Raw genomic sequence first — 21,775 nt, forward strand, 5'->3', positions numbered from 1 at the left:
GAATTCAAACATGAGGTGCGACAGTTTGAAAAGTCTTATGATAATCAACAAGCTGAGCAAATTTCTCTAATGGTGTAAGCCAATCTAACGCTTTTCTAGGACGAGTATTCAGTGACATGGCAACTTGATTTAAATAATGCTGATCTGCCTGATTTAAATCAATCCCTTTAGGTAAATATTGCCTAATTAAACCATTCATATTTTCGCATGTGCCTTTTTGCCAGGGTGAATGTGGGTCACAGAAATATACATCTATGCCTAAATCTTCTTCAAGTATTTTATGTTCTGCCATCTCGCGTCCACGGTCATAGGTCAACGTTTTACGCAGTTCTGCAGGTAAATATTTCAGAGCTTCAGTTAAAGCCTTGCGCACTGATTCTGCCTTTGCATCAGGTAATGTTGCCAAGATACAGAGCCGTGTATTTCGTTCAATAAGTGTTGCTATCGAACTTTTATTGTCTTTACCTTTAATTAAATCAGCTTCCCAATGACCCGGTATTTTTCTTTCTTGAACTTCGGCTGGGCGCTCATGAATAGTTTTAATATCCTGTAATATAGAATCTTTTTTAGGTTCACCGTTAGCTTTTCGCTTTTTATTTTCATGACGCAGACAGGATAATAAGTCTTTTTTCAACTCACCCTTTGGTAATGCTCGTATCGTTGAATAAATCGTTGTATGGCTTACATTCATTGTTTGATCCAAATCAGGAAATGTCTTTAAACGCTTTGCTATTTGCTGAGGAGACCATAAACAACGGATCGCTTCAACAATAAATTTCCAGAGGATTGAATCGATTTTGAGTTTTCTGTGACCACGTCTACGTCTAGCGAAGGTGTTATCAGAAGCATATCGAGCTTGATAAACGTCATTGATGCTATTTCTTTTAAGCTCACGATAGATCGTACTAGGATGTCTTTTAATGAGTTCAGCAAATTTTCTGGCTGAAAAGCCTTCTTTTCTTGACTCAAGCATTAATGCAGTACGATCTTCAAAGTTAAGATGATGGTATGACAATTTTATATACTCCATAAACCCTTTAAATTAATTAGGTGGTTTATGTCGCACTTCAAGTTTTACTCTGCCGGGTAATAACTTGTCTGCCTGTACATAATCTGCAATGAGCTGCATGTAAGCCTGTTCGTTAGTGTCATTACGTTGTAATGTATCAGTAAAATCTGCACGGATTTTAAAAATACTGTCGAGTTCTGGTTCAACCTCCAGAATCTCATAATAAATTTCAGGTTCAGCTAGTAGAACCACCTTTAAGTTTAAAGGTACGGGTGCAGGTTCGATTGAAATACTGCCAGTCAAAGTTAGCATATGTTCAAGCGATGATAATTTAAGCTGCCCAGACTTTAAGGCACGTTTTAAACCCTGCCATGCATAAGGCTGTTCTAAAAGCTGTTCTGCTTCTAAAATTAAGAATCCGCCGTTGGCTTTATGCAGTGCACCAGGGCGGATCAGACTAAAATCTGTACTGATCGTACCATTTTGAGTTAGCTGCTCAACATGGCCTAAAAGATTGTAGTGGGTTGGGAAATCTTCAAAAATAACAGGGGCGCCGCTGTTTGGCTTATTACTGACTATAGTATTGACCTGATAGCGGGAAGGGACACGACTGAATAAAGCAGGCGAGAATTCGTCTTCTTCCTGATCCAGAATCATCTCGACATTTTCAATAATGTTTTCTGCATATTGCTTCAGGTATTTCTCTAAGCCGGCAACTTCAGCGTATTTATTGAGAATACTCTCAATTCGCGGCATTACCACCTGTTTAGCAATTTCGCGGTTCAGGTCTGATACCTGATCTCTGGCTTCATCTTCAAGATCACCCAAATGTAAGCCCAATCGCTCCAGTTTTTTATCCATATAACGCATATTGGATGCGATTTCAGCACGTTCTTTGCTGCTCAGTGCATTAATTTCGGTCTGGCTCAGTTCTTCAAGTTTGCCATCTTTAATCTGTACAGGAACAAAGCAATGCTGTTCTTGATGGGAGACCAGTTTAAGGTCAAGGCCTTCGCCCTCTTTGGTTAATTCTACCAGTGCCTGCTGTTGTTCATTGCCGGTTTGCTGACGAATTAACTCGATCTGGTTGTGATAGGTCTCGGCACTAAAGCGCCGTTCTAACTGTTTGAGTGCAACCTGCCAGGTTTGATGCAGGGCTTTTTGAAACTTGGGTCCATGTCCGGCCGGAAAACGTAGTAGTATGGGCTGGCGGGCATTTTCAAAATTATTGACATACACCCAGTCGTCTGGCGTAGGCATGGCTTTGGCATGCTGCTGTAACAGGCGCCGGATCATAGTACGTTTACCTAGACCTGCTGTACCTACAGCAAAGATATTATAGCCTGAATAAGGTAGCGTAATTCCGGCCTCGACAGAGGCTTTGGCCCGGTCTTGACCTAAAAAATTATTAAGAGGCTTGATCCGTTTTGTTGAGGAAGGAATTTTCTCCAGATCAGGAATATGAGTAAGCTGTTCTGGCTTGAGCGCAGTTAAGTTTAAAGTATTTTGAATTTCAGTCCGGTCCAATGCTGATGGATAGGCATGATCAAGTTGTTTCTCAAGATTAATTGTAGTAGTGGTAGATAAAGAAGATGTCATTTGATCGAGTCTTTGGGTCACTGTAAAATCCAAAACTTAATATTCGCTAGAGTTTTAAAGGTATACAGGTTTAAGGGAAAATATCAAGCAGGCGAATCAGCTTTCATTATAAAAGACAGCGGATTTCATAAAAAGCATTGAAACCTGATCAATTAAACGTTTGAATAGCAAAATTTAAGATTCACTGGAAAATAATTATTCAATGTCCACACAAAGTTCAGGATGGAAAGCTGCTTTCTTAGCCTTTCTTGACCGCCGAGCCCTTATTATGCTGTTTTTGGGTTTTTCTGCCGGTATCCCTATTTTATTGATTTTTTCAAGCCTGTCACTGTGGCTGGGCGAGGCAGGGATAGATAAAAGTGCAGTGACTTTTTTTAGCTGGGCAGCATTGGGCTATTCTTTTAAGTTTGTATGGGCACCTTTAATTGATGAGCTGCCTGTCCCATATCTGACCAGAACTCTAGGGCGTCGCCGAGCCTGGTTGCTCATTGCACAGTGTTTGATCATTACTGCAATTTGTATTATGGCTTTTTCTGATCCGGCGCTCGGGCAGAGTCATCTGATCCAGATGGCAGCAGGTGCCGTATTACTAGGTTTCTCGGCAGCAACACAAGATATTGTAATTGATGCCTACCGAATCGAGCTTGCTGAAACAGAAATGCAGACCGTCCTTGCATCTACTTATAATGCCGGTTACCGGATTGGTATGATTGTCGCCGGTGCAGGTGCTTTATTCCTGGCAGCATATTTAGGAACTGCTAAAGGTAATTACATCTATACTGCATGGCAGACTACTTATCTGGTTATGGCAGCCGTCATGTTAGTTGGTGTATTGACTACACTTATTATTCGCGAGCCACAAGTAAACCGTATCTATAAAGAATATAAACGTAGTGATTACTACCGGCTGGTGGCAGTATTTTTTGTTGCGGTCATCAGCTTCGTTACTGCCTATATTTACTCAGGTACTGCCGTTGAAGCACTTGTTCATAATATGGGTATTGAAGATAGTTTTCTTTTGTTCCTGTTTGAAGCTTTGCGCTTTTTAGGCTCAGGCGCAGTATCAATACTGGTGGGTGCTACGCTGGTAAAACTGGGCGCTGTAAACCGGCAGATGGCTTTTGAAACCTGGGTAAATCCAATATTAGATTTTTTTAAACGCTATGGATTAAAACTAGCTCTGGTATTATTGCTGTTAATTGGTTTTTACCGAATTTCCGATATTATTGCTGGTGTTATATCTAATGTGTTTTATCAGGATCTCAATTTTAGTAAAGAACAGATTGCCGAAGCGGTTAAAGTGTATGGCGTAATTTTTAGCCTAATCGGTGGTTTCTTGGGCGGTTTGCTGGCGCAGCGCATTAACATTATGAAATTAATGTTTGTAGGAGCAGTATTGGCCAGTTCTACCAACTTAATCTTTATTGGCTTGGTTAAATCTGGTCAGCCATTAGGTGATATTGAAATTTCAGTGGGTCATCAAACTTATCAGACTACTACGGATGAAGTAGGAACTTGGAGTGTAGCAATACCCAACAACCAGCTTGCACAGCAAAGCCAGATTTCAGTAAAAACTCAGTATACAGATAGTCCTGAGCAGGTTAATGCCTATATACCTTATTTAACTCAGGATCATAACCGTTCTCAACTGCTGTTGCTACCCATTACCAGTGATAACCAGCTAGATCAGCAGGAGCAGAAAAATAGCCTGGTGGTAAGAGGACAGTATGCTGGCCCTGCTTTTAATCCAGAGCAAAAAATAGTTTTACATCTGGATGGTCATAATTTCGATGCCAAACTTGATGACAACGGTATATTTAGCGCAGCAATAGATGCTCATCTGCTAGTCAATTCTCCAAGTAAAACAGTTGTTGCGGAGTTGATAGAAAACAAGCAGGTAAAATTACAAACCACACACTCTTATAAAGTGAATAATTTAAAAACAGCCAAACAGCTTGATATCGATATTCAGCCACTTTCTGTTGTTGACCCCCAAAAAGACACAACAGTTGTAAGTGGTAAAGTCATTAAACCTTATAGCTCGCTCTGGTTATATTTTGCCATTATTGTTGATAATCTGGCGTCCGGTCTGGCAGGTGCGGCATTTATTGCCTTTTTATCTAGCTTGACCAGCGTTTCTTTTACCGCTGTTCAATATGCTATTTTTAGTTCACTTATGACATTAACTCCTAAGATTTTAGGAGGGTATTCAGGTACTATTGTTTCCAATATCGGTTATCCGAAGTTTTTCCTTATGACTACACTAATCGGTATTCCGATTTTGGTATTAGTCGTATGGGTAGCAAAATTACTGCGAGAACATCAATCTCTAGAATCTGAACATAAAGGTGATTAATCATGCGCATGCTGCATACCATGTTACGAGTAGGCAATTTAGAACAGTCTCTCAAGTTCTATACTGAAGTGCTCGGTATGACTTTACTTCGTAAACGTGATTATGAAGAGGGCCGCTTTACTCTGGCATTTGTAGGATATGGTGATGAAGCAAACCATACAGTACTTGAGTTAACCCACAATTGGGATACAGAAAGTTATGAATTGGGCAATGCTTACGGTCATATCGCCATTGCAGTAGAAGATGCCTACAAGGCATGTGAGGAAATTAAAGCACGTGGTGGTAATGTGGTTCGTGAAGCTGGACCGATGAAAGGCGGAGTTACCGTAATTGCCTTTGTTGAAGACCCAAATGGTTATAAGATTGAGCTAATTCAACAGGATGACAATGCCAGGAACAATTAAGTAAAAGACTAAGTGTTCAAAGAAAATACCGAACATTTTAGCTAAACACTAGCTTAAATAATTACGCTCAGTAAGATGAAACTTTACCTAAAGGTAAAATCGTCTGACTGGGCTTTTCTATTATTAATTTTCAGCCTATAAAAAAACAGGATGTTGATTATGAATATATTAAAATTACTGGCATTGGACCGCTTTACTATATTGCTGATTGTAATGGTTGTACTGGCAACTTTTTTACCAGTAAGTGGTGAGCCAGCTAAAGTCTTCGGGGTTATTACCAATATAGCAATTGCCATTTTATTTTTTCTGCATGGAGCAAAATTATCACGCCAGGCAATTGTTGAAGGTATATTGCACTGGAAGTTGCATGTAGTGGTTTTTGCTTTTACGTTTGCTGTATTTCCTATCATTGGCCTATTAGCCAAACCTGTGCTACTTCCGATGCTTGGTGAGCAACTATACTTGGGTTTTCTGTTTATGTGCTTTTTGCCATCTACAGTTCAATCTTCAATTGCTTTTACTTCAGTTGCCAAAGGCAATGTTGCGGCGGCAGTATGTAGTGCTTCATTTTCAAATCTAGTGGGTATGTTTATTACTCCGGTTCTTGTCAGTCTTTTTATTTTTGGACAATCCAAACATGATTATGATCCGACTTCATCCATTATAGAAATTACTTTATTACTCCTTGTTCCATTTATTGCGGGACAGTTATTAAGGCCTTATGTTTTTCCCCTTATGCAAAAAGCGCCAAGCATTGTAAAAACTTTTGATCAGGGCACTATTTTAATGGTGGTCTATGGCGCATTTAGTGGTGCTGTTGTAACAGGTCTCTGGCAACAGGTAAGCTGGCTGACTCTATTTAACCTGACTTTAATATGTTCAGTGTTTCTGACAGTGATTATGTTGTTGGCTTGGTATATTCCTAAATGGCTGGGATTCAACAGACCAGACCAGATTGCAGTATTTTTTTGCGGTTCAAAGAAGACCTTGGCTAGTGGTGTACCTATGGCACAGATTCTGTTTGCAGGGCAGCCACTTGGCATGATTGTTCTACCGATTATGATCTTTCATCAGATTCAACTTATGGTCTGCGGCGTAATTGCTAATTATTGGTCTAAACAGGACACTGAGGAATATATAGGTGAAGAGGCGGCAGAATAATTCGCTATAAATTAATTTTTAATTTATAATACTGGCCACTTGTTGTGCTTAGCCCTGACGGAAACCGTCTCGGTGGGCCAAGAGAATGGTCTGTTGTGGTGTTGATCTGCTGTGGTTTTTATTAAGCCCGGCCTTCCTCAAATGATTTGAGAGTGGTCAATTGCGATGATAGCAAAACCTTTCTTTACTTAGGAGTAATCGACGATGCGCGCCGATATTCACCCAAAATATGAAAAACTTGTTGCTACCTGTTCTTGTGGTAACGTAATCGAAACTCGTTCTGCTTTAGGTAAAGAAACTCTTTATCTGGACGTTTGCTCAGCTTGTCACCCATTCTATACTGGTAAGCAGAAGAATGTTGACACTGGCGGTCGTATTGACAAGTTCAAACAACGTTTCGCTGGTATGTCACGTTCTATCAAACGTTAATACTAGAAAAAAAAACGGGCAGTAAGCCCGTTTTTTTTACGCTTCAAAACAGCAGCCTGAATTACTGATCCTGTACATCAGTTAAGAATTCTAGTTTTTTCTGGAAATAATTACCTTCCAAATAACGTGCTTCAATATTCCATGCATTGGCAAACAGGTTCATGTCATCAAGTTCACGCAAAATAATTTCAACAGGCTTAATTGCCAGGAAATTGATAATTTTTTCTTGCAGGTTGCCTAGTTCTTTATCATTAGAAATCAATTGTGTTAACTGTTGATCTAAGGTGACATACTGTAGCTCTATCTGATTTAGTAATGATTCACTATAAATAGAATTTCCAAAATTCCGGATTGAGATCTCTGCACCATATTGACGTAATAGCGCAATCTGCTTTTGTGCTGCCGGTAAATTGTAAAGAATTTCTTCCTCAGCAAATTGCAAAATAAGTGGATGGGACTGTTTACTACCAATAATGGTAATAAGTTTAGCCACCAATTCAGGAAGCTGTGAGTCATTAAATAAAATATGCTGATTCAAGTTAACAATCAGTCTGGCGTCAGGATACTGGCGAATAAAATTATGTAATTGTTTACAGGCTTCTACCAGTACCCAGCGATCAAGTTTGATTGAAAGCTCATTGTTTCCTTGTAGGTCAGCTAAACCAGAAAATTCTTGCCAGCGATTTTCATAAATAATACCGCTGGTAACTTCATAAGTATAAAGATTGATATCCTGCTTATCATAAAGCTGTTGATATCTTAAATGAATATCTGCCTGCTGGAGTTTCTGGGCCAATACTTGTACCAGTGAAGGGGTAGAGGTGGCTGCGCTCAGAGCGGTTTCTGGAACTTCAGGTACCGGAGCCGGCTCAACTTCAAGCGGAGCAGTTAATTCTAGTTCAGGCTCATGTTCCAGCTCAGGCAGGTGATGGTTAAATGCATACTCCAGAAGCTCTTCGAAATGATCATTGTCCCGAATTTCATCTGGAATGAGTGTATAACCAATTTGTAGTTGCAAAGAGAAATTCACATCATTAACTGTCAGAAGCTGGGCTTTTTCGAGGGCGCGCAGACTCATTAACTGAGATTCTAATATTTCTTCAGATTCTGCTTGAAACAGGGCACCATATAATATGGTATGAACTTTAAAGACCAGCGTATGAGTTTGCTCTCTAATAAAGTCTTCAATATTCAAAAAGTAAGTTTTTAAAGTATTCCAGTCACTCTTGAAAATCTGATCAGAGCAGGTGGCCAGACTAAATACCACCAGAGCATTAAATTTTGCAGGCTGGCTAATTAAATAACGGTTGACCAGCTGAAAAGGGTTAACTGAATTTGAGTTTTTCTCTGATATCTGGGGTGAGCTATTATTAGAGAGCAAGGTATTAGAATTACTTGAGTCACAATTAATTCTAATTTGTAGAGCGTCTTCCTCAGCAGCAGATACAAATTCAAGTTCAAGTGCGGATGAACAGGCAACCTGACTGTTTAGAGTGCGTATTTCGAAATGCCCCTGATCAAACTGCCCCTGACTGATTTTTTTAAAACGCTGTTTAAAATCATTCAGATCTTCAGGCTGTAATATATCTAAAAGAGGTAATCCAATAACTTCATCTTCTTTTTCCAAGCCGAATAAATTCAGGTATTCATTATTTGCCTGAATATGAATTCCTTCCTGAATAATAGCAACAGCTTTATGACTTTCCTGAACCAGGGTCTGCGCCTGATTCTGGGCCATCTCAAGTTCAATACTTAAACGCTGTTGAGCCTGTACCAGTCGGTAATATGAAAGTGCCCGTACCAGCCCTATATAAAAACGTTCTGGAAAATCCAAGTTGATGACATCATAGATACCTTTATATATATAGTGATTATATTGTGCCGGTTCATATTGATCAGGTTTTATAAGGAGCACCGGCAAACTTGGCTGGGTTGATGCCTGTACGATTGAAAGAGCCTGTTCAACTTTAAGATCATAGGCCCGGCCGAAAATAATCAGATCCCAATCCAGATGAAGCTGCTTTTCAAAACTTTTTAAGTCATCCAACAGCACTGCCTGTACCAGGTGATCTTGCTGAGCAAAAATCTCTATAATCTGGTTATAACGGATCTGATTATCATCAATAATGAGTAGACGCGTTTCAGTACGTTTGAATTTTTTGGAGAGTAGCGGGTTTCTCACTTCAATGCTTCCCATAAATCTTGTTTATTTAATTCTTGCGCCTGTTTATCCATAAACTGATCGAGTAACCCCTGTTGCTGCTCGTTAATCAACTCAAAATTGAACTGGATAAAGCTTTGGGTAATCAACAATGCCTTGGTAAGACAAATTTTGATTTCTTCCTGGCCCAAGCGCAAGTAAATAGTTTGGTGTTCTTTAAAGGTTTGTGAACCTGGTAAAATAAGGGTGACCTGCTGCTGAAAGACGGCTTTTTGAATAAGTAAAGCAGGATGATAATTAATTGTATGAAGATCAATCTGCATTCGAACTGCGCACGGATACATCTCTTGTGCCAAAATTTCCAGTCCAAGTTCCAGGCTTTTATTAGTAGACTGCTTAATCCAGCGAATGACTCCACCTCGCCATTTCTCTTGGGTTTCTTCCTTAACCAGTATAAATTCGCCTGTGCGTAAATTTTTTGGGGTTTCACCTTTCCATTTAATTCGGTAACCATTTAAGCTGACATCAAGCACGCTGGTCTGATAAAGTTGTTTGGCTTCCCGATCCAATAGCCGGCTAGAATTGACTTGGGGAAGAGTATCAGGCGTATCTTTATCCCAGTTTAATAATAATTTTGATTCACTTTGAAAGCCATAATTATTTTCCAGCATTAATGTTTCATTAAAAGTCTTGGCTTTTGAAAGATAGAAATGTGCGGACAATAAACTAAAACAGATATCTAGCTGTGCAGAATATTGATAGCGGTCATGACGGCGTTCTGTCGTGCTGCCTAAAATGGTTTGTACATGGAATTTGAGTGCCAAACTTAAATTTTTCTGTTCATGTTTTGATAAAAATTCTGGCGTTCTTCCAAAAGTCGCATTGATGTGTTCCAGCAATTCCTGAGTAGTAATAAAAAAACTGGGTTCAAAATCCGGATTCTGTTTTTTCTGGTGAATTGGTGGGTAGTCTTTATTGCAATCTACAACATATTTGGTGAGAGTCGTTGCTCTAGGTAAAATTTGGATCAGCTTGGCCCAGTCAAAACTGCATTCATAAAGTGACTGAATTTCAGAGGGCCGAATTTGATGGGCATTAAAAATGTCCAGTAAGATCAGCTGGGCATAGGTCTGATTAATATTGGCTAAAATATTTTGAGTGCCCTGTATCTGGTTAATACTGTTCATATGAAAATCATTTTTTAAAGCAATATCATACAGCTGATGAGCAATGAGCCATTGACCGGTAAAATAGTGACTATAAAGTATTTGCTGTTGATACAGTAGGCTGACAAGTTGTTGCAGGGCATAATAAATTGCCAATGTTCGAGCTATAGATAAGTTTTTTTTCTGATTAAAAGCAAAAAGAGAAAATTTTTGATGAGCGAGCTGCTCGTGCGCAGAACGCGCAATATTAATATAAACTCCTGCAAAGTGACAGCGTAGTAGCATAGCCAGTTCAATAATATGCTCATTACGGTCAGTACTGATAGGACCCTGATTAAAAAAATGTTTTTCTAAGCTGGCCAGTACTTTATCGATGGTAGGATGCAAACTATGAATCAGGTCAAATCTGAGTGTTTCACTACATTTTAAGCGAGAGATTTCGAGTACGGCATGAAACAGCGACTTAGAGGTGTCACCAAGCTGCATGAAAGACAGATTACCTGCCCACATTTCCAGATCTTTCACTGTAGCAGGTGCAAAGCTAAGTTTTTCCCTATCAAGAACATTGGGGGAATGAAATATTTCTGAAAATGTACTATTCATCATACTTATTATAGAAACTCAAATTGTTATAGTCCCAAACAGCGGTGTTTTATTCTTCTCACCTGCAATCTCCCTAACCAGTTTAGGTACTAAATAACCTGGCAGACTTGCTAGGACCTCTTTATAAACTTCATCAATCTTTGAAGAGGGCAAGTCAAAGTGATGGGCCCCCTTAACTTTATCCAGCACATGTAAATAATAAGGCATAACCCGTGCCTCGAACAGTCTATAACTTAAATTGATTAATACTTCCGCTGAATCATTAATACCCTTAAGTAAAACGGCCTGATTGAGCACAGTGACCTGACGACGTGCCAGTTCATGCAATTTTGAACAGGTGAAGTCATCGAGTTCTGAAGCATGGTTAGAGTGTACCACCAGTATAATACGTAGCCTACTGTTTTCCAAAAGAGAAATTAACTCATGATCAATACGGTCTGGAATCACAATCGGCACACGTGAATGTATTCTAAGCGTATCAATCTGGGGAATAGACTCAAGCCTTTCCAGCCATAAGCCGAGTTTACGGTTGGATAAAGTCAGTGGATCACCACCACTTAAAATAATTTCATGAACCTCAGGTTGACTTAAAATATAATTTTTAATTGCTGGCCAGTCTTCATTTTTAGGTAAATTTTCCTGATAGGGGAAGTGACGTCGAAAGCAGTAGCGGCAATGAACTGCACAGGCACCTGTTAAAGTAAGCAGGAAACGTGTTTTATATTTATGCAAAACACCAGGTAAGAGATTGGCTGCCTCTTCACCTAAAGGATCAGTAACAAATCCTGGAAAATCCTCTAGTTCAAGATGATGTGGCAAGACTTGCAGCAAAAGAGGATCAAGAGGGTCACCAATGCACATTTTTGCAACAAATGCGCGCGGTACGCGTAATTTAAACTTTTCAGAAGCCAGAACTGCCCCTGATAATAACTGTTCGGGTGAAAGCTGAAGCGCGTGTAACAATTCTAGCGGGTCAGTAATTAGGTCACTGAGTTGTGATTGCCAGTTTTGCTCTTGATATAAATAGTTTATCATGCCACACGTTAAAAATAATGCTAGTCTAGCATTAATAGATTTAAGTTAGTAAGTTTGGAGCGTGCCAGTCATGGCCAATTATTCTACAAATGATTTCAAATCAGGCCTCAAGGTTATGCTTGATGGCAACCCATGTTCAATCATGGAAAACGAATACGTAAAACCGGGTAAGGGGCAGGCGTTTAACCGCGTTAAACTGCGTAACCTGAAAACGGGCAAAGTATTAGAAAAAACATTCAAGTCAGGTGATTCACTCGAAGGCGCCGATATTGTAGAAGTAGAAATGAACTACTTGTACAACGATGGTGAAATGTGGCATTTCATGGACCCTGAATCTTTTGAACAGATTGCTGCTGATAAAAACGCTATGGGCGATGCAGCAAAATGGTTAAAAGATGATTCAAATGAAACCTGTACAATTATGCTGTTTAATGGTGTACCTTTAAACGTAAGTGCACCAAACTTCGTAACCTTAAAGATTATTGAAACTGATCCGGGTGTACGTGGTGATACCTCTGGTGGTGGCGGTAAGCCGGCAAAACTGGAAACTGGTGCAGTAGTACGTGTTCCATTATTTGTACAGCAAGAAGAAAGTGTTCGTGTAGATACCCGTACTGGTGAATACTTAGAACGTGCATAATGGTTTAAAAATAGACTATTATCAAAAGGGATGATCATGATCATCCCTTTTTTAATGCCAAAGTATTAGATGAAAACAAAAAGATGAGGAGTAGAGTCAAAAAAGGAAATTTGCAAAGGGAAAGTAGCACGATGAATAACAATAACTAACCTGCTTAAATAATTGAAATACGAGGTCAAGATGGAATCAATTCAAACTAAGTCATCCCCCTTTTCAAAATTGATCTGGGTGATTGTAGCAATTATCGGGGCAATATCTTTCGGGATACTTGCTGTCAGTCGTGGTGAACATGTTAATGCAGTCTGGTTAGTGCTTGCTGCTGCCTGTGTCTATAGTATTGCTTACCGTTTTTATAGCCTGTTTATAGCCAACAAGGTGTTTGAGCTTAATGCCAGACGGCTCACTCCAGCTTATCGGATGACCGATGGCCTGGATTATGTCCCAACCAATAAATATGTACTTTTTGGCCATCATTTTGCTGCAATTGCCGGTGCGGGACCTTTGGTAGGACCGATTCTGGCAGCCCAGATGGGGTACTTGCCCGGAACGATCTGGTTGCTGGCTGGTGTAGTACTGGCCGGTGCTGTACAGGATTTTCTGGTCCTGTTTATTTCTACCCGGCGTGATGGACGCTCACTGGGGGAAATGGCAAAACAGGAGCTTGGATCTTTTGCCGGTGTGATTGTGATGCTGGGTGCACTTGGGGTGATGATTATCATTTTGGCAGTACTGGCACTGGTCGTAGTCAAGGCTTTAACGAATAGCCCTTGGGGGGTATTCAGTATTGCAGCTACTATTCCTATTGCAATTTTCATGGGCATTTACATGCGCTATATACGCCCGGGCAAGATTGCAGAAGTCTCAGTGATTGGTTTCATTCTGATGATGCTAGCCATTGTGTATGGAGGAAATATTGCTGCACATCCATACTGGGGGCCATTTTTTACACTTTCAGGTACACAGTTGACCTGGTGTCTGATTATTTATGGTTTTGTGGCTTCAGTACTCCCAGTATGGCTGTTGCTTGCACCACGTGACTATCTATCGACCTTCTTGAAAATTGGGGTAATTGTCGGGCTGGCTATTGGTATTATTTTTGCCTTGCCAGAACTAAAAATGCCAGCTGTAACACACTTTATTGATGGTACTGGGCCTGTATTTGCCGGTTCGCTCTTTCCATTTCTGTTTATTACTATTGCCTGTGGTGCAATTTCAGGTTTTCACGCGCTCGTTTCTTCAGGTACCACACCAAAGCTGGTTGAAAATGAAGTTCATATCCGCATGATTGGTTATGGCGGTATGTTGATGGAATCTTTTGTTGCAATTATGGCAATGATCTGTGCAACGGTACTGGAACCAGGAGTATATTTTGCAATTAATGCTCCTGCTGCTGTTTTGGGCACAACAGTTGAAAGTGCAGCAGAAGCTGTACGTAATCTGGGCTTTGTTGTGACACCCGAAGCATTAGCACTGCTCGCAAAAGAGGTAGGAGAAACTACGATTTTGTCCCGTACAGGGGGAGCGCCAACATTTGCAATTGGTATGGCTCATATTATTTCCGAAATCTTTAACAGCCGTGCCATGATGTCATTCTGGTATCATTTCGCTATTCTGTTTGAGGCTTTATTCATCCTGACAGCAGTCGATGCCGGTACACGTGCCTGCCGTTTTATGGTACAGGATACAGTAGGTATTGTAATTCCGGCTGTAAAACAGTCTCATAATTTCTTTGGAAACCTGCTGGGGACTGCGGTAGCTGTAGCCGGTTGGGGGTTCTTTGTATATCAGGGCGTTGTCGATCCGCTAGGCGGTATTAACAGCTTGTGGCCATTATTTGGTATTGGTAACCAGATTCTGGCAGCAATGGCACTAATCTTAGGTACAGTCATCCTTTTCAAAATGAAGAAAGAAAAATATGTTTGGGTCACGATTTTGCCTACTATTTTCCTTTTCATCACTGCAATGACAGCAGGCTGGCAAAAAATCTTCCATGAAAATCCGAAAATTGGTTTCTTGGCGCAGGCTAATCGCTTCTCTGATGCAATTGCTCGTAATGAGATACTGGCTCCGGCAAAAAGTATTGCTGAGATGCAGATGATTGTCATGTCGAATCAGATTAATGCCGTCCTCTGCGGTTTCTTTATGATTGTGGCAATTGTGATGGTCATTGCATCTATCCGTGTAGTACGTCGTGCTTTGGCTAGCCCAACACCGACAGTAAATGAAGCACCCGCGGTATATCGTGATGAGACAGCGCCTGTAACTTCGATCAGAGGAGAGTCTTAATGAAATTGAAGCTTGCAAAAAATAGTACGACTGTTCTGGCAAAGATAATCAAGTTTACACTTTTGTCGCAAAAGCATCTGATTTTCTCTCCAAAGAACTGGTCACGTATCGCGACTTTATGGCAACGTTTGCAACAAAGTTTTCGCCTGATGGTAGGGGTGCCTGATTATCAGACTTATTTAGAACACATGAAACAGCACCATCCAGATCTTGAAGCAATGGACGCTAAAACATTTTATCGCCACTGTGTAGATTCACGTTATCCATCGGCAGGTGGAGATTTAAAAAAATGTCCATGTTAGTAATAATTTAGTAACTTAGAAAAACATAAAAACGGTGTATGTTAAATATACACCGTTTTTTTATTCAGGAAGGAAGGGGATGTGGGGAACCAACAGGCTTCAAAAGAATGAAAAAGATCAACAGAATAAAAAACTAGCCAGGCAGATAGGAGAGTATGCCTCACAAATAGACAGCTTTTTACAGCAGATCAATACCATTATTCTGGATAAACCGCAGCAAACCAAATTGGCCTTAAGTTGTTTGCTAGCAGGTGGGCATGTCCTGTTTGAAGACTTGCCCGGATTAGGTAAAACTACTTTATCGAGTGCATTAGCGCATATTGCCGGTTTAAGATTTCAGCGTATACAGTTTACCAATGACATGTTGGCCAGTGATGTAATTGGAATTAATATATTTAATCAGGCTGAACATATTTTTGAGTTTAAACCAGGCCCGGTTTTTACCCAGATTTTACTGGCTGATGAGATTAACCGTTGTAGTCCGAAAACACAGAGTGCCTTGCTGGAGGCTATGGAGGAAGGTTGTGTCACGGTAGACGGTGTCCGACATGCTTTACCTCAGCCATTTTGGGTGATTGCTACACAAAACCCTTTATTCCAGAGTGGAACTTATGCCTTGCCAGAGTCCCAGCTGGACCGTTTTTTAATGCGATTATCCTTGGGCTATCCATCGCGCCAGGCAGAAAGGATTCTGTTACAACAGGACTCGCGTCAGGCATTAATATCAACAATTGAGCATGTCTTTAGCCAGCAGGATATTCTGAATCTTCAACAACTGGCACGTAATATTTATTTAAGTGATGTAGTGCTGGATTATATTCTGGATTTGGCTGAAATGACCCGTAAAGGCCGACATGGGTTATCTACCCGCGGAATATTGGCCTTAAAAAAAGCTACGCAGGCCTATGCTCTATTAGAAAAGCGCAGTTATGCGACTACAGATGATGTACAGGCCGTATTTAATGCTGTGGTTTCTCATCGTCTCGGAACAACTGATGCAGAAAGCTATAAGCTTCTGCAAAGTGTGGCGGTTAGTTAGGAGCACACCATTTGCAGAAACATATCCAAGGCTGGCTTGCCAAGCGTTTCCGGATTGATGGGCAAAGAACCCTCAAGCAGCGGGATATACTGGTCTTTATGTATCAGCAGGGTTACCTGTATTTGGTTCTCATACTGATTACTTTTATTGCCGGCGTTAACTATGCCAATAACCTGATACTGGGTTTCTGCTTTTTAATCAGTGCTGTACTTTGTATCAGTTTTTATCTTGCTTTTAAACAGTTGCATCAACTCAAAATAGAAGTGATCGTGCCTGAAGTCGGCCGGGTAGGCCAAGCCATGCAAATAGAGATTATTTTTTATCAGGAGCGAGAGATTGTACGTTATTTAAACCTGTATTATGCAAAGCAAATCATTCCAGTTCTAGTACAGCATAAACAGCAGCGTTTTCATTTACTGGTGTGGCCAGAAGAACGCGGACCATTACATTTACAGCGCCTACAGATATATTCTACTTATCCTTTCGGATTGGTTCGTGCCTGGACCTATCTTTATCTGGAGCAAATGAGCTGGATTGCTCCCCAGGCTTTAGATTTTAAAGCTGAGAATGCTGCACAAAATGCATTAAAACAGGCACAGGATATGGATGAATTTCAAGAACTACGTGATTTTAAAACGGGTAACTCTTACCATGCGGTGTCATGGAAGCAGGCTGCTCGAGGTCAGGGCCTCTATATCAAGGTATTTGAAAGCTATCCCGAGCAGAATAAGATAGAAATTTGCTATGAGCATATGCCAAGTTCAGAGCATGAGGAAAAACTGAGTTTAATGATGGGGCTGGTAGATCAATGCGAACAGCAACAATGCCCTTATCGTTTGGTTTTACCACAGGACGAGCTGGCCACCGGATCAGGTGAGGCTCAATTTCAGAAAGCACAAAAATTACTGGCGCAGGCTTAACCATGTTAAATCGACCTGTTCATGGCGCCATGCTGCTGGCTCTCGGGCTGATCTGGCTGGCACAACTGGCTTTCACTCCTATAATGAACAGCCTTCTATTTGCTTGTGTAATAATAAGCTTGGCATGGCAATATCATAAAAATCTCCATAAAAAACAATCTAAAATTTTTCAGGTCATTTTTGTTCTATTCAGCTTTGCTGCGATTTACTGGCAGTATCGGAGTTTCATCGGTGTAGAAGCAGGGGTAACACTATTAGCAGTTGGCCTGTATGGTAAAGCTTTAGAGACTCGAACTCGGCGTGATTATCTAATTATTTTTAACTTTGCACTATTTGTAAGCGCCAGCCTGTTCCTTTACAGCCAAAACATCGGGATGGCTATCCTGATCTTATGTTCACTCATCAGCTGCTTGATCGGGCTGTACCGGATTCAGATAAGTGATTTTCAACAAGAGCAGGTTAAAGGCCGTTTAAGAAAGGACTTTCAGCATGTAACTAAGCTGATTCTGTATGCCATACCATTTTTTATAGTACTATTTATTTTTTTCCCACGGTTGCCTCCACTCTGGTCAGTACCATTACAGACCGATCTTGCCACCACCGGCATAAGTGACCGGATGTCACCAGGAGATATCGCCCAGATTTCTCAATCCAGTGCGCTGGCATTCCGGATTTTAGGCAATATACAGAAACTACCTGAGCGTGAGCAGCTGTACTGGCGCGCGATGGTGCTGGATGAATTTGATGGACGGACTTGGACTAGCCATTTTATTAATCAGCAACCTAAGACATTGCCATCTCTTCATATAACTGACGGGCTAGATTACCAGTATCTGCCTGCTGACTCACAACAGCAATGGGTAATATCGCTTGAAAAGTCTATTCCTTTACAGGCGAACTTCCAGTTACATCAAGACTGGAGTATTACTCCAACCCGTCCAAATCAGGGTGCACAGCCCATTCGACTGCAATGGTTGGGACAGTCAGCTCAGACGGTAGCACCCCAGTATTCGGATACAGTTCAGGCTATAAACCTGAAAGTACCGAGTAGCACTGATCCCCGGACCCGGCAGTTAGCCAGCAATTTATTTAAACAGAGTAATCAGCAACCTGCCCGGTATGTAGAGAATGTATTGAACTGGTATCGTCGCAATGGCTTTGTCTATACTTTAAGTCCAGGCCGTCTCGGGCAAGACAGAATAGATGAATTCCTGTTTAAGTCCCGGCAGGGTTTCTGTGAGCATTATGCAGGTAGTTTTACAATGTTGATGCGCTATGCCGGTATTCCTGCTCGGGTAGTAGTCGGGTATCAGGGAGGACAACCGGCTCCAGATGGACAAAGCTGGGAGGTGCGACAGATGGATGCTCATGCGTGGTCGGAAGTCTATTTAAATGGCCAGTGGCATCGGGTTGATGCAACAGCTGCGGTAGCACCAGAACGGGTAGGGTCGGGCATGCAGGACTATCTGGAACAGGAGCCTTCTACACTAGGCAATAATCACCGTTCTGGCTTGCAATATCAACAGTTTGCCTTGCTTAAAAATATTCGGGTATGGAGTGATTATGCTTCCTATCAATGGCAAAGCAAGGTCGTAGGATATGATACTGATAAACAAAAAAACTGGCTTGCACGTTTAGGTTTAAAATCTATTTATAGCTATATTCTGATTTTATTTATTAGTATTGTGATGCTGGTTCTAATCTACTTGTTGATACAGTATCGTCAAAATCTACAAAAAATGACCCCTTATGAACGTTCTATAAGAAAATTTACTAAAAATCTTCCCGTTGAACTGCATAAGTACTCTTATGAGACTTTTCAACAGTGGATGATAAGATTGGCTCAATACAGTAATGACACAAGTTCTTTTTATGAACTAGCTCAACTTGACCAGAAAATTCGGTTCATGCAACAGGACACGCCAGAGAATCTTAAAATGTTTAAGAAATTGCTTAAAGACTGTGCATTTGCTTTAAAGCTGAATAAAAAAAACTTGTCAGAAAAATAAAAAATGCATATGATGCAAAACACTTAGGCGTATAGCTCAGTTGGTTAGAGCGCTACGTTGACATCGTAGAGGTCTCCAGTTCGAGTCTGGATATGCCTACCAAATATGACACCTTATGGTGTAAAGGTTTCAAGGAAATACAAGTACTTGAAGCCTTTTTTAATATCTGGCATTCATAAAATAAAATGTTTTTAATTTTATATGCGCTGTCATAGATATAGAACGTAAAAAAGTCCTCATAGTGAGGACTTTTTATATTAACGCTGAGTTTTAAATTCAAGCACTGTATTCTTGTTGCTGTCCATCAGTTTTAGCTCAGTTTCACTCACCTTATATTGAGTAACCTGATTCAAAGCATTAGTAAATTTATCTGGTAAATTTGTAGGGCTTAAACAAGCTCTTCGTGTTTTGGCTATTTCTGAGAAAGTAATTTGTGTACCTTTCACTGCATAGCCTCCCATAAGACGGTTACAGCCATCAGTTCCGCTAAGTTGAGTATTATCAAAAATTAAACTTGGAACATCAGATTGCTGAGGATCAGCCTTATATTTTACATCATTGATCTGAGTTACTATCCATGTCTTGTTTTGTAATAAAGCCAAGTTGCGGTCAGTAGATGGGTTGTTCATAGTAGCACAACCGGCAAAAGCTAAAGTGGATGCAATGCTAGAGGCTATAAAAAGTTGTTTTATCAATTTTTTCTCCTATAAAACTTTAAATTATATTCTTAGATTAACTACTACAGCATAGAACAAATTTAACTAAGTACAGAGGTAAATTACTTTTTATCAATACTTTATTAATAAAAATAACATAGATAATATTTTTTATATAAGAAGTTAATAAAATTATATTATTAAATTTGAAAGATTTATAATTTTAAAAAATTAAAAGATAAATAATAAGATTTTCTTTAAAAATATTAAAATTAAATTCTAATTAAAAAATGGAAAAATTATTTATCTATGAATATAAATTATATAGTTATTATATTCTTTATTACCAAATTAAAAAAATTTTTTGATCATAAAAACCTATAATTATTTCTAATAAGCTTGTTATTTTGGAAAGCTGTGCTAAGATATAAAACTTAATGAAGGCAAACCTCATACGATGCCACTCCCATTTTTCAAGATTTTCTTGAGATTTTGTAGTTATTAAAATTAAAACAATTTTATTTTAATCAAATAATTGTTCGAAAACTGCTCTAAAGAGTTTACTAAAGTTTATTGTATTGGTGTATATATTGAAATATCCAAATTTTCGTACCGCGAAATCTATCGACGGTGATATTATTCATGTTCAGATTATAGCTTCAGAAAGAAAACAAAATATTTCTGGTGGCTTTAAATGGGTAAAAGTAGGTGAAAAAGTTCTACTTGATTCCGGAAGAGAGATTAATTTTAATCTAGATGGCCAAAGCTTTTATGTTGCGCCTAATCAGATGTACCGGTTATAAATATTAAGCTCACTTTAGTGGGCTTTTTTATTTGCTAAGAAGTGATAATTTCAATAAATTATAAATTTTTAGAAGAGGAATAATAAGAATTAATGTAAAGAACTTAAAAGTAGAAAAATTTAGTTACTAGAAGAAAAAGCATAGAGAGTAGATTAATTAAATTGATAAGATAAATTTAAAATTAGATTTAGACTTTATTTGAAAAATTAACCATTTAAGCAAATTCAGTTTTTTTTAATTTTTACTATTGGGCTAATTGCTTAATTTATATGCGAATATTAATTAAATTATACTAACTATAACATGTATTAACATTTATTCTTAAAGATGTAACTCTATTTGAGTTTAATTTTGGTTAAAATTATTTCCACTATATTAACAATTGTACAAAAGAATAAAGCTACTCTATAGGCCTGTTTTCAACCCCAGAAAACAGGCCTTTTTTTATAAAAAATATTCTGGATTTATAATTTCATATGATGTTTAAAATAAGGTAAAAAATTATTTAAATGTAAACTTATAATAATTAAAAGTAGGTAAAATTTACATTAAAATAAATGAAGCATTGATATTAAAGTAGTTATAAGTATGTCTAAATTTATATCCTAGAAAAATGATTATATAAGTATATTGAAGTCACACCTATGAATACCTAACTCAAATGCTTTAAATAAAACTCATCCTTAGTTATAACAAAACTTATTGCTGACTCCCTTATAGTGAAGATGTTCGTTTGATAACGACCAACCTGAAACCAACTCAATATTTGTTATGAGGTGTGAAATGGCTAATCAAGATAATAAACGCGACAATAACCAGCGCCAGCAACAGGGCAGCAATAATCAGCAACAGCAAAGTGGCAGTAATAATCAGAAACAGCAAGGTGGTGGCGGCCAAAATAGTCGTCAGCAAAGTCAACAAAGTGGTAATAACAGCTCAGGACGCGGCTTTGCTAGTATGGATGCAGATAAACAGCGCGAAATCGCTAGTAAAGGCGGTAAAGCAGCCCATGAAAGTGGTAATGCACATGAGTTTACCTCAGAGGAAGCTCGTGAAGCAGGCTCACAAAGCCACAAAAATGATAGATAATTATCAAGGACTTTAATTTTATTAAGAAGTCTTTAGATAATTTTTTAAAAGGAAAGGGTTGCTTGGAGCCACCCTTTCTTCGTACTTCTGATATATAATTTGGTATGA

Annotated in this window: 16 protein-coding genes, 1 tRNA gene and 2 pseudogenes; 13 read left to right on the plus strand and 6 right to left on the minus strand. The window is 39.3% G+C overall.

From position 1 onward, the window contains the following. Positions 1-4: 4 nt before the first annotated feature. The gene (locus ACRAD_RS04665) at positions 5-1,030 is read right to left on the minus strand and encodes an IS30-like element ISAba125 family transposase (RefSeq protein WP_010326927.1); all 1,026 of its coding nucleotides are present in this window, start codon (positions 1,028-1,030) and stop codon (positions 5-7) included. A gap of 54 nt (positions 1,031-1,084) precedes the next feature. Further along, positions 1,085-2,629, minus strand: a pseudogene (locus tag ACRAD_RS04670) (AAA family ATPase); the annotation flags it as partial. A 181-nt stretch (positions 2,630-2,810) separates the two neighbouring features. Between ACRAD_RS04670 and ACRAD_RS04675 the strand changes: the two are divergent. From ACRAD_RS04675 to rpmE, 4 genes are all read left to right on the plus strand, one after another. After that, the gene (locus tag ACRAD_RS04675) at positions 2,811-4,964 is read left to right on the plus strand and encodes an AmpG family muropeptide MFS transporter (RefSeq protein ID WP_010700345.1); all 2,154 of its coding nucleotides are present in this window, start codon (positions 2,811-2,813) and stop codon (positions 4,962-4,964) included. 2 nt (positions 4,965-4,966) lie between these two features. Continuing rightward, positions 4,967-5,368: a lactoylglutathione lyase gene (gloA, locus tag ACRAD_RS04680; protein WP_005025346.1), complete on the plus strand. Its 402-nt coding sequence runs from the start codon at positions 4,967-4,969 to the stop codon at positions 5,366-5,368. Positions 5,369-5,527: 159 nt separating this feature from the next. Then, complete coding sequence (locus ACRAD_RS04685; protein ID WP_005025348.1) at positions 5,528-6,529, plus strand: bile acid:sodium symporter family protein; 1,002 nt, start codon at positions 5,528-5,530, stop codon at positions 6,527-6,529. Between the two features lie 204 nt (positions 6,530-6,733). Further along, a complete protein-coding gene (rpmE, locus tag ACRAD_RS04690; RefSeq protein WP_005015004.1) occupies positions 6,734-6,958 on the plus strand; it encodes a 50S ribosomal protein L31 in 225 nt (74 codons plus the stop codon). A gap of 61 nt (positions 6,959-7,019) precedes the next feature. On the opposite strand, the gene ACRAD_RS04695 is transcribed toward rpmE, so the two are convergent. Genes ACRAD_RS04695 through epmB form a run of 3 tightly spaced genes read right to left on the minus strand, consistent with a single transcriptional unit; the run spans position 7,020 to position 11,923 of the window. Continuing rightward, positions 7,020-9,155 (minus strand): EAL domain-containing protein, encoded by a 2,136-nt coding sequence (locus ACRAD_RS04695; protein ID WP_005025350.1) that lies wholly within the window; start codon positions 9,153-9,155, stop codon positions 7,020-7,022. Next, on the minus strand, positions 9,137-10,891 hold the full coding sequence (locus tag ACRAD_RS04700; protein WP_005025352.1) for a hypothetical protein: 1,755 nt from the start codon (positions 10,889-10,891) through the stop codon (positions 9,137-9,139). Before ACRAD_RS04700 ends, ACRAD_RS04695 begins: the two co-directional genes overlap by 19 nt. 15 nt (positions 10,892-10,906) lie before the next feature. Continuing rightward, positions 10,907-11,923 carry an EF-P beta-lysylation protein EpmB gene (gene epmB / locus ACRAD_RS04705; RefSeq protein WP_005015001.1) on the minus strand — a complete coding sequence of 339 codons (1,017 nt, stop codon included), beginning with the start codon at positions 11,921-11,923 and terminating at the stop codon, positions 10,907-10,909. 70 nt (positions 11,924-11,993) lie between these two features. Between epmB and efp the strand changes: the two genes are divergently transcribed. From efp to ACRAD_RS04740, 7 genes are all read left to right on the plus strand, one after another. Further along, positions 11,994-12,563 (plus strand): elongation factor P, encoded by a 570-nt coding sequence (efp, locus tag ACRAD_RS04710; protein WP_005015000.1) that lies wholly within the window; start codon positions 11,994-11,996, stop codon positions 12,561-12,563. A 180-nt stretch (positions 12,564-12,743) separates the two neighbouring features. Continuing rightward, positions 12,744-14,849, plus strand: coding sequence for a carbon starvation CstA family protein (locus tag ACRAD_RS04715; RefSeq protein WP_005025354.1), 2,106 nt, complete (start codon positions 12,744-12,746; stop codon positions 14,847-14,849). Beyond that, on the plus strand, positions 14,849-15,151 hold the full coding sequence (locus ACRAD_RS04720; RefSeq protein WP_005014997.1) for a YbdD/YjiX family protein: 303 nt from the start codon (positions 14,849-14,851) through the stop codon (positions 15,149-15,151). Before ACRAD_RS04715 ends, ACRAD_RS04720 begins: the two co-directional genes overlap by 1 nt. Positions 15,152-15,230: 79 nt before the next feature. Further along, positions 15,231-16,190 carry an AAA family ATPase gene (locus tag ACRAD_RS04725; protein ID WP_005025356.1) on the plus strand — a complete coding sequence of 320 codons (960 nt, stop codon included), beginning with the start codon at positions 15,231-15,233 and terminating at the stop codon, positions 16,188-16,190. Positions 16,191-16,201: 11 nt separating this feature from the next. Continuing rightward, positions 16,202-17,110, plus strand: a complete 909-nt coding sequence (locus ACRAD_RS04730; protein ID WP_005025358.1) for a DUF58 domain-containing protein — start codon at positions 16,202-16,204, stop codon at positions 17,108-17,110. A gap of 2 nt (positions 17,111-17,112) precedes the next feature. After that, positions 17,113-19,119 carry a transglutaminase family protein gene (locus ACRAD_RS04735; RefSeq protein ID WP_005025360.1) on the plus strand — a complete coding sequence of 669 codons (2,007 nt, stop codon included), beginning with the start codon at positions 17,113-17,115 and terminating at the stop codon, positions 19,117-19,119. Between the two features lie 25 nt (positions 19,120-19,144). After that, positions 19,145-19,221 (plus strand) — tRNA-Val (locus ACRAD_RS04740). Positions 19,222-19,376: 155 nt separating this feature from the next. On the opposite strand, the gene ACRAD_RS04745 is transcribed toward ACRAD_RS04740, so the two are convergent. Then, positions 19,377-19,814 (minus strand): META domain-containing protein, encoded by a 438-nt coding sequence (locus ACRAD_RS04745; protein WP_005025362.1) that lies wholly within the window; start codon positions 19,812-19,814, stop codon positions 19,377-19,379. Between the two features lie 551 nt (positions 19,815-20,365). Here ACRAD_RS04745 and ACRAD_RS04750 point away from each other — a divergent pair. Beyond that, positions 20,366-20,578, plus strand: coding sequence for a hypothetical protein (locus ACRAD_RS04750; RefSeq protein WP_005405128.1), 213 nt, complete (start codon positions 20,366-20,368; stop codon positions 20,576-20,578). A gap of 936 nt (positions 20,579-21,514) precedes the next feature. Further along, positions 21,515-21,652: pseudogene (locus ACRAD_RS16670) on the plus strand (KGG domain-containing protein); the annotation flags it as partial. Positions 21,653-21,775 lie beyond the last annotated feature (123 nt).

It is taken from the genome of Acinetobacter radioresistens DSM 6976 = NBRC 102413 = CIP 103788, from assembly GCF_006757745.1.
In the GTDB taxonomy this organism is placed as follows: Bacteria; Pseudomonadota; Gammaproteobacteria; order Pseudomonadales; family Moraxellaceae; genus Acinetobacter; species Acinetobacter radioresistens.

Coding starts and splice junctions, on each gene's coding strand:
- gloA (WP_005025346.1), top strand. CDS start 4,967: ATGCGCATGCTGCATACCATGTTACGAGTAGGCAATTTAGAACAGTCT.
- ACRAD_RS04665 (WP_010326927.1), bottom strand. CDS start 1,030: ATGGAGTATATAAAATTGTCATACCATCATCTTAACTTTGAAGATCGT.
- ACRAD_RS04715 (WP_005025354.1), top strand. CDS start 12,744: ATGGAATCAATTCAAACTAAGTCATCCCCCTTTTCAAAATTGATCTGG.
- efp (WP_005015000.1), top strand. CDS start 11,994: ATGGCCAATTATTCTACAAATGATTTCAAATCAGGCCTCAAGGTTATG.
- ACRAD_RS04735 (WP_005025360.1), top strand. CDS start 17,113: ATGTTAAATCGACCTGTTCATGGCGCCATGCTGCTGGCTCTCGGGCTG.
- ACRAD_RS04720 (WP_005014997.1), top strand. CDS start 14,849: ATGAAATTGAAGCTTGCAAAAAATAGTACGACTGTTCTGGCAAAGATA.
- ACRAD_RS04695 (WP_005025350.1), bottom strand. CDS start 9,155: ATGGGAAGCATTGAAGTGAGAAACCCGCTACTCTCCAAAAAATTCAAA.
- ACRAD_RS04700 (WP_005025352.1), bottom strand. CDS start 10,891: ATGATGAATAGTACATTTTCAGAAATATTTCATTCCCCCAATGTTCTT.
- epmB (WP_005015001.1), bottom strand. CDS start 11,923: ATGATAAACTATTTATATCAAGAGCAAAACTGGCAATCACAACTCAGT.
- ACRAD_RS04675 (WP_010700345.1), top strand. CDS start 2,811: ATGTCCACACAAAGTTCAGGATGGAAAGCTGCTTTCTTAGCCTTTCTT.
- ACRAD_RS04725 (WP_005025356.1), top strand. CDS start 15,231: ATGTGGGGAACCAACAGGCTTCAAAAGAATGAAAAAGATCAACAGAAT.
- rpmE (WP_005015004.1), top strand. CDS start 6,734: ATGCGCGCCGATATTCACCCAAAATATGAAAAACTTGTTGCTACCTGT.
- ACRAD_RS04685 (WP_005025348.1), top strand. CDS start 5,528: ATGAATATATTAAAATTACTGGCATTGGACCGCTTTACTATATTGCTG.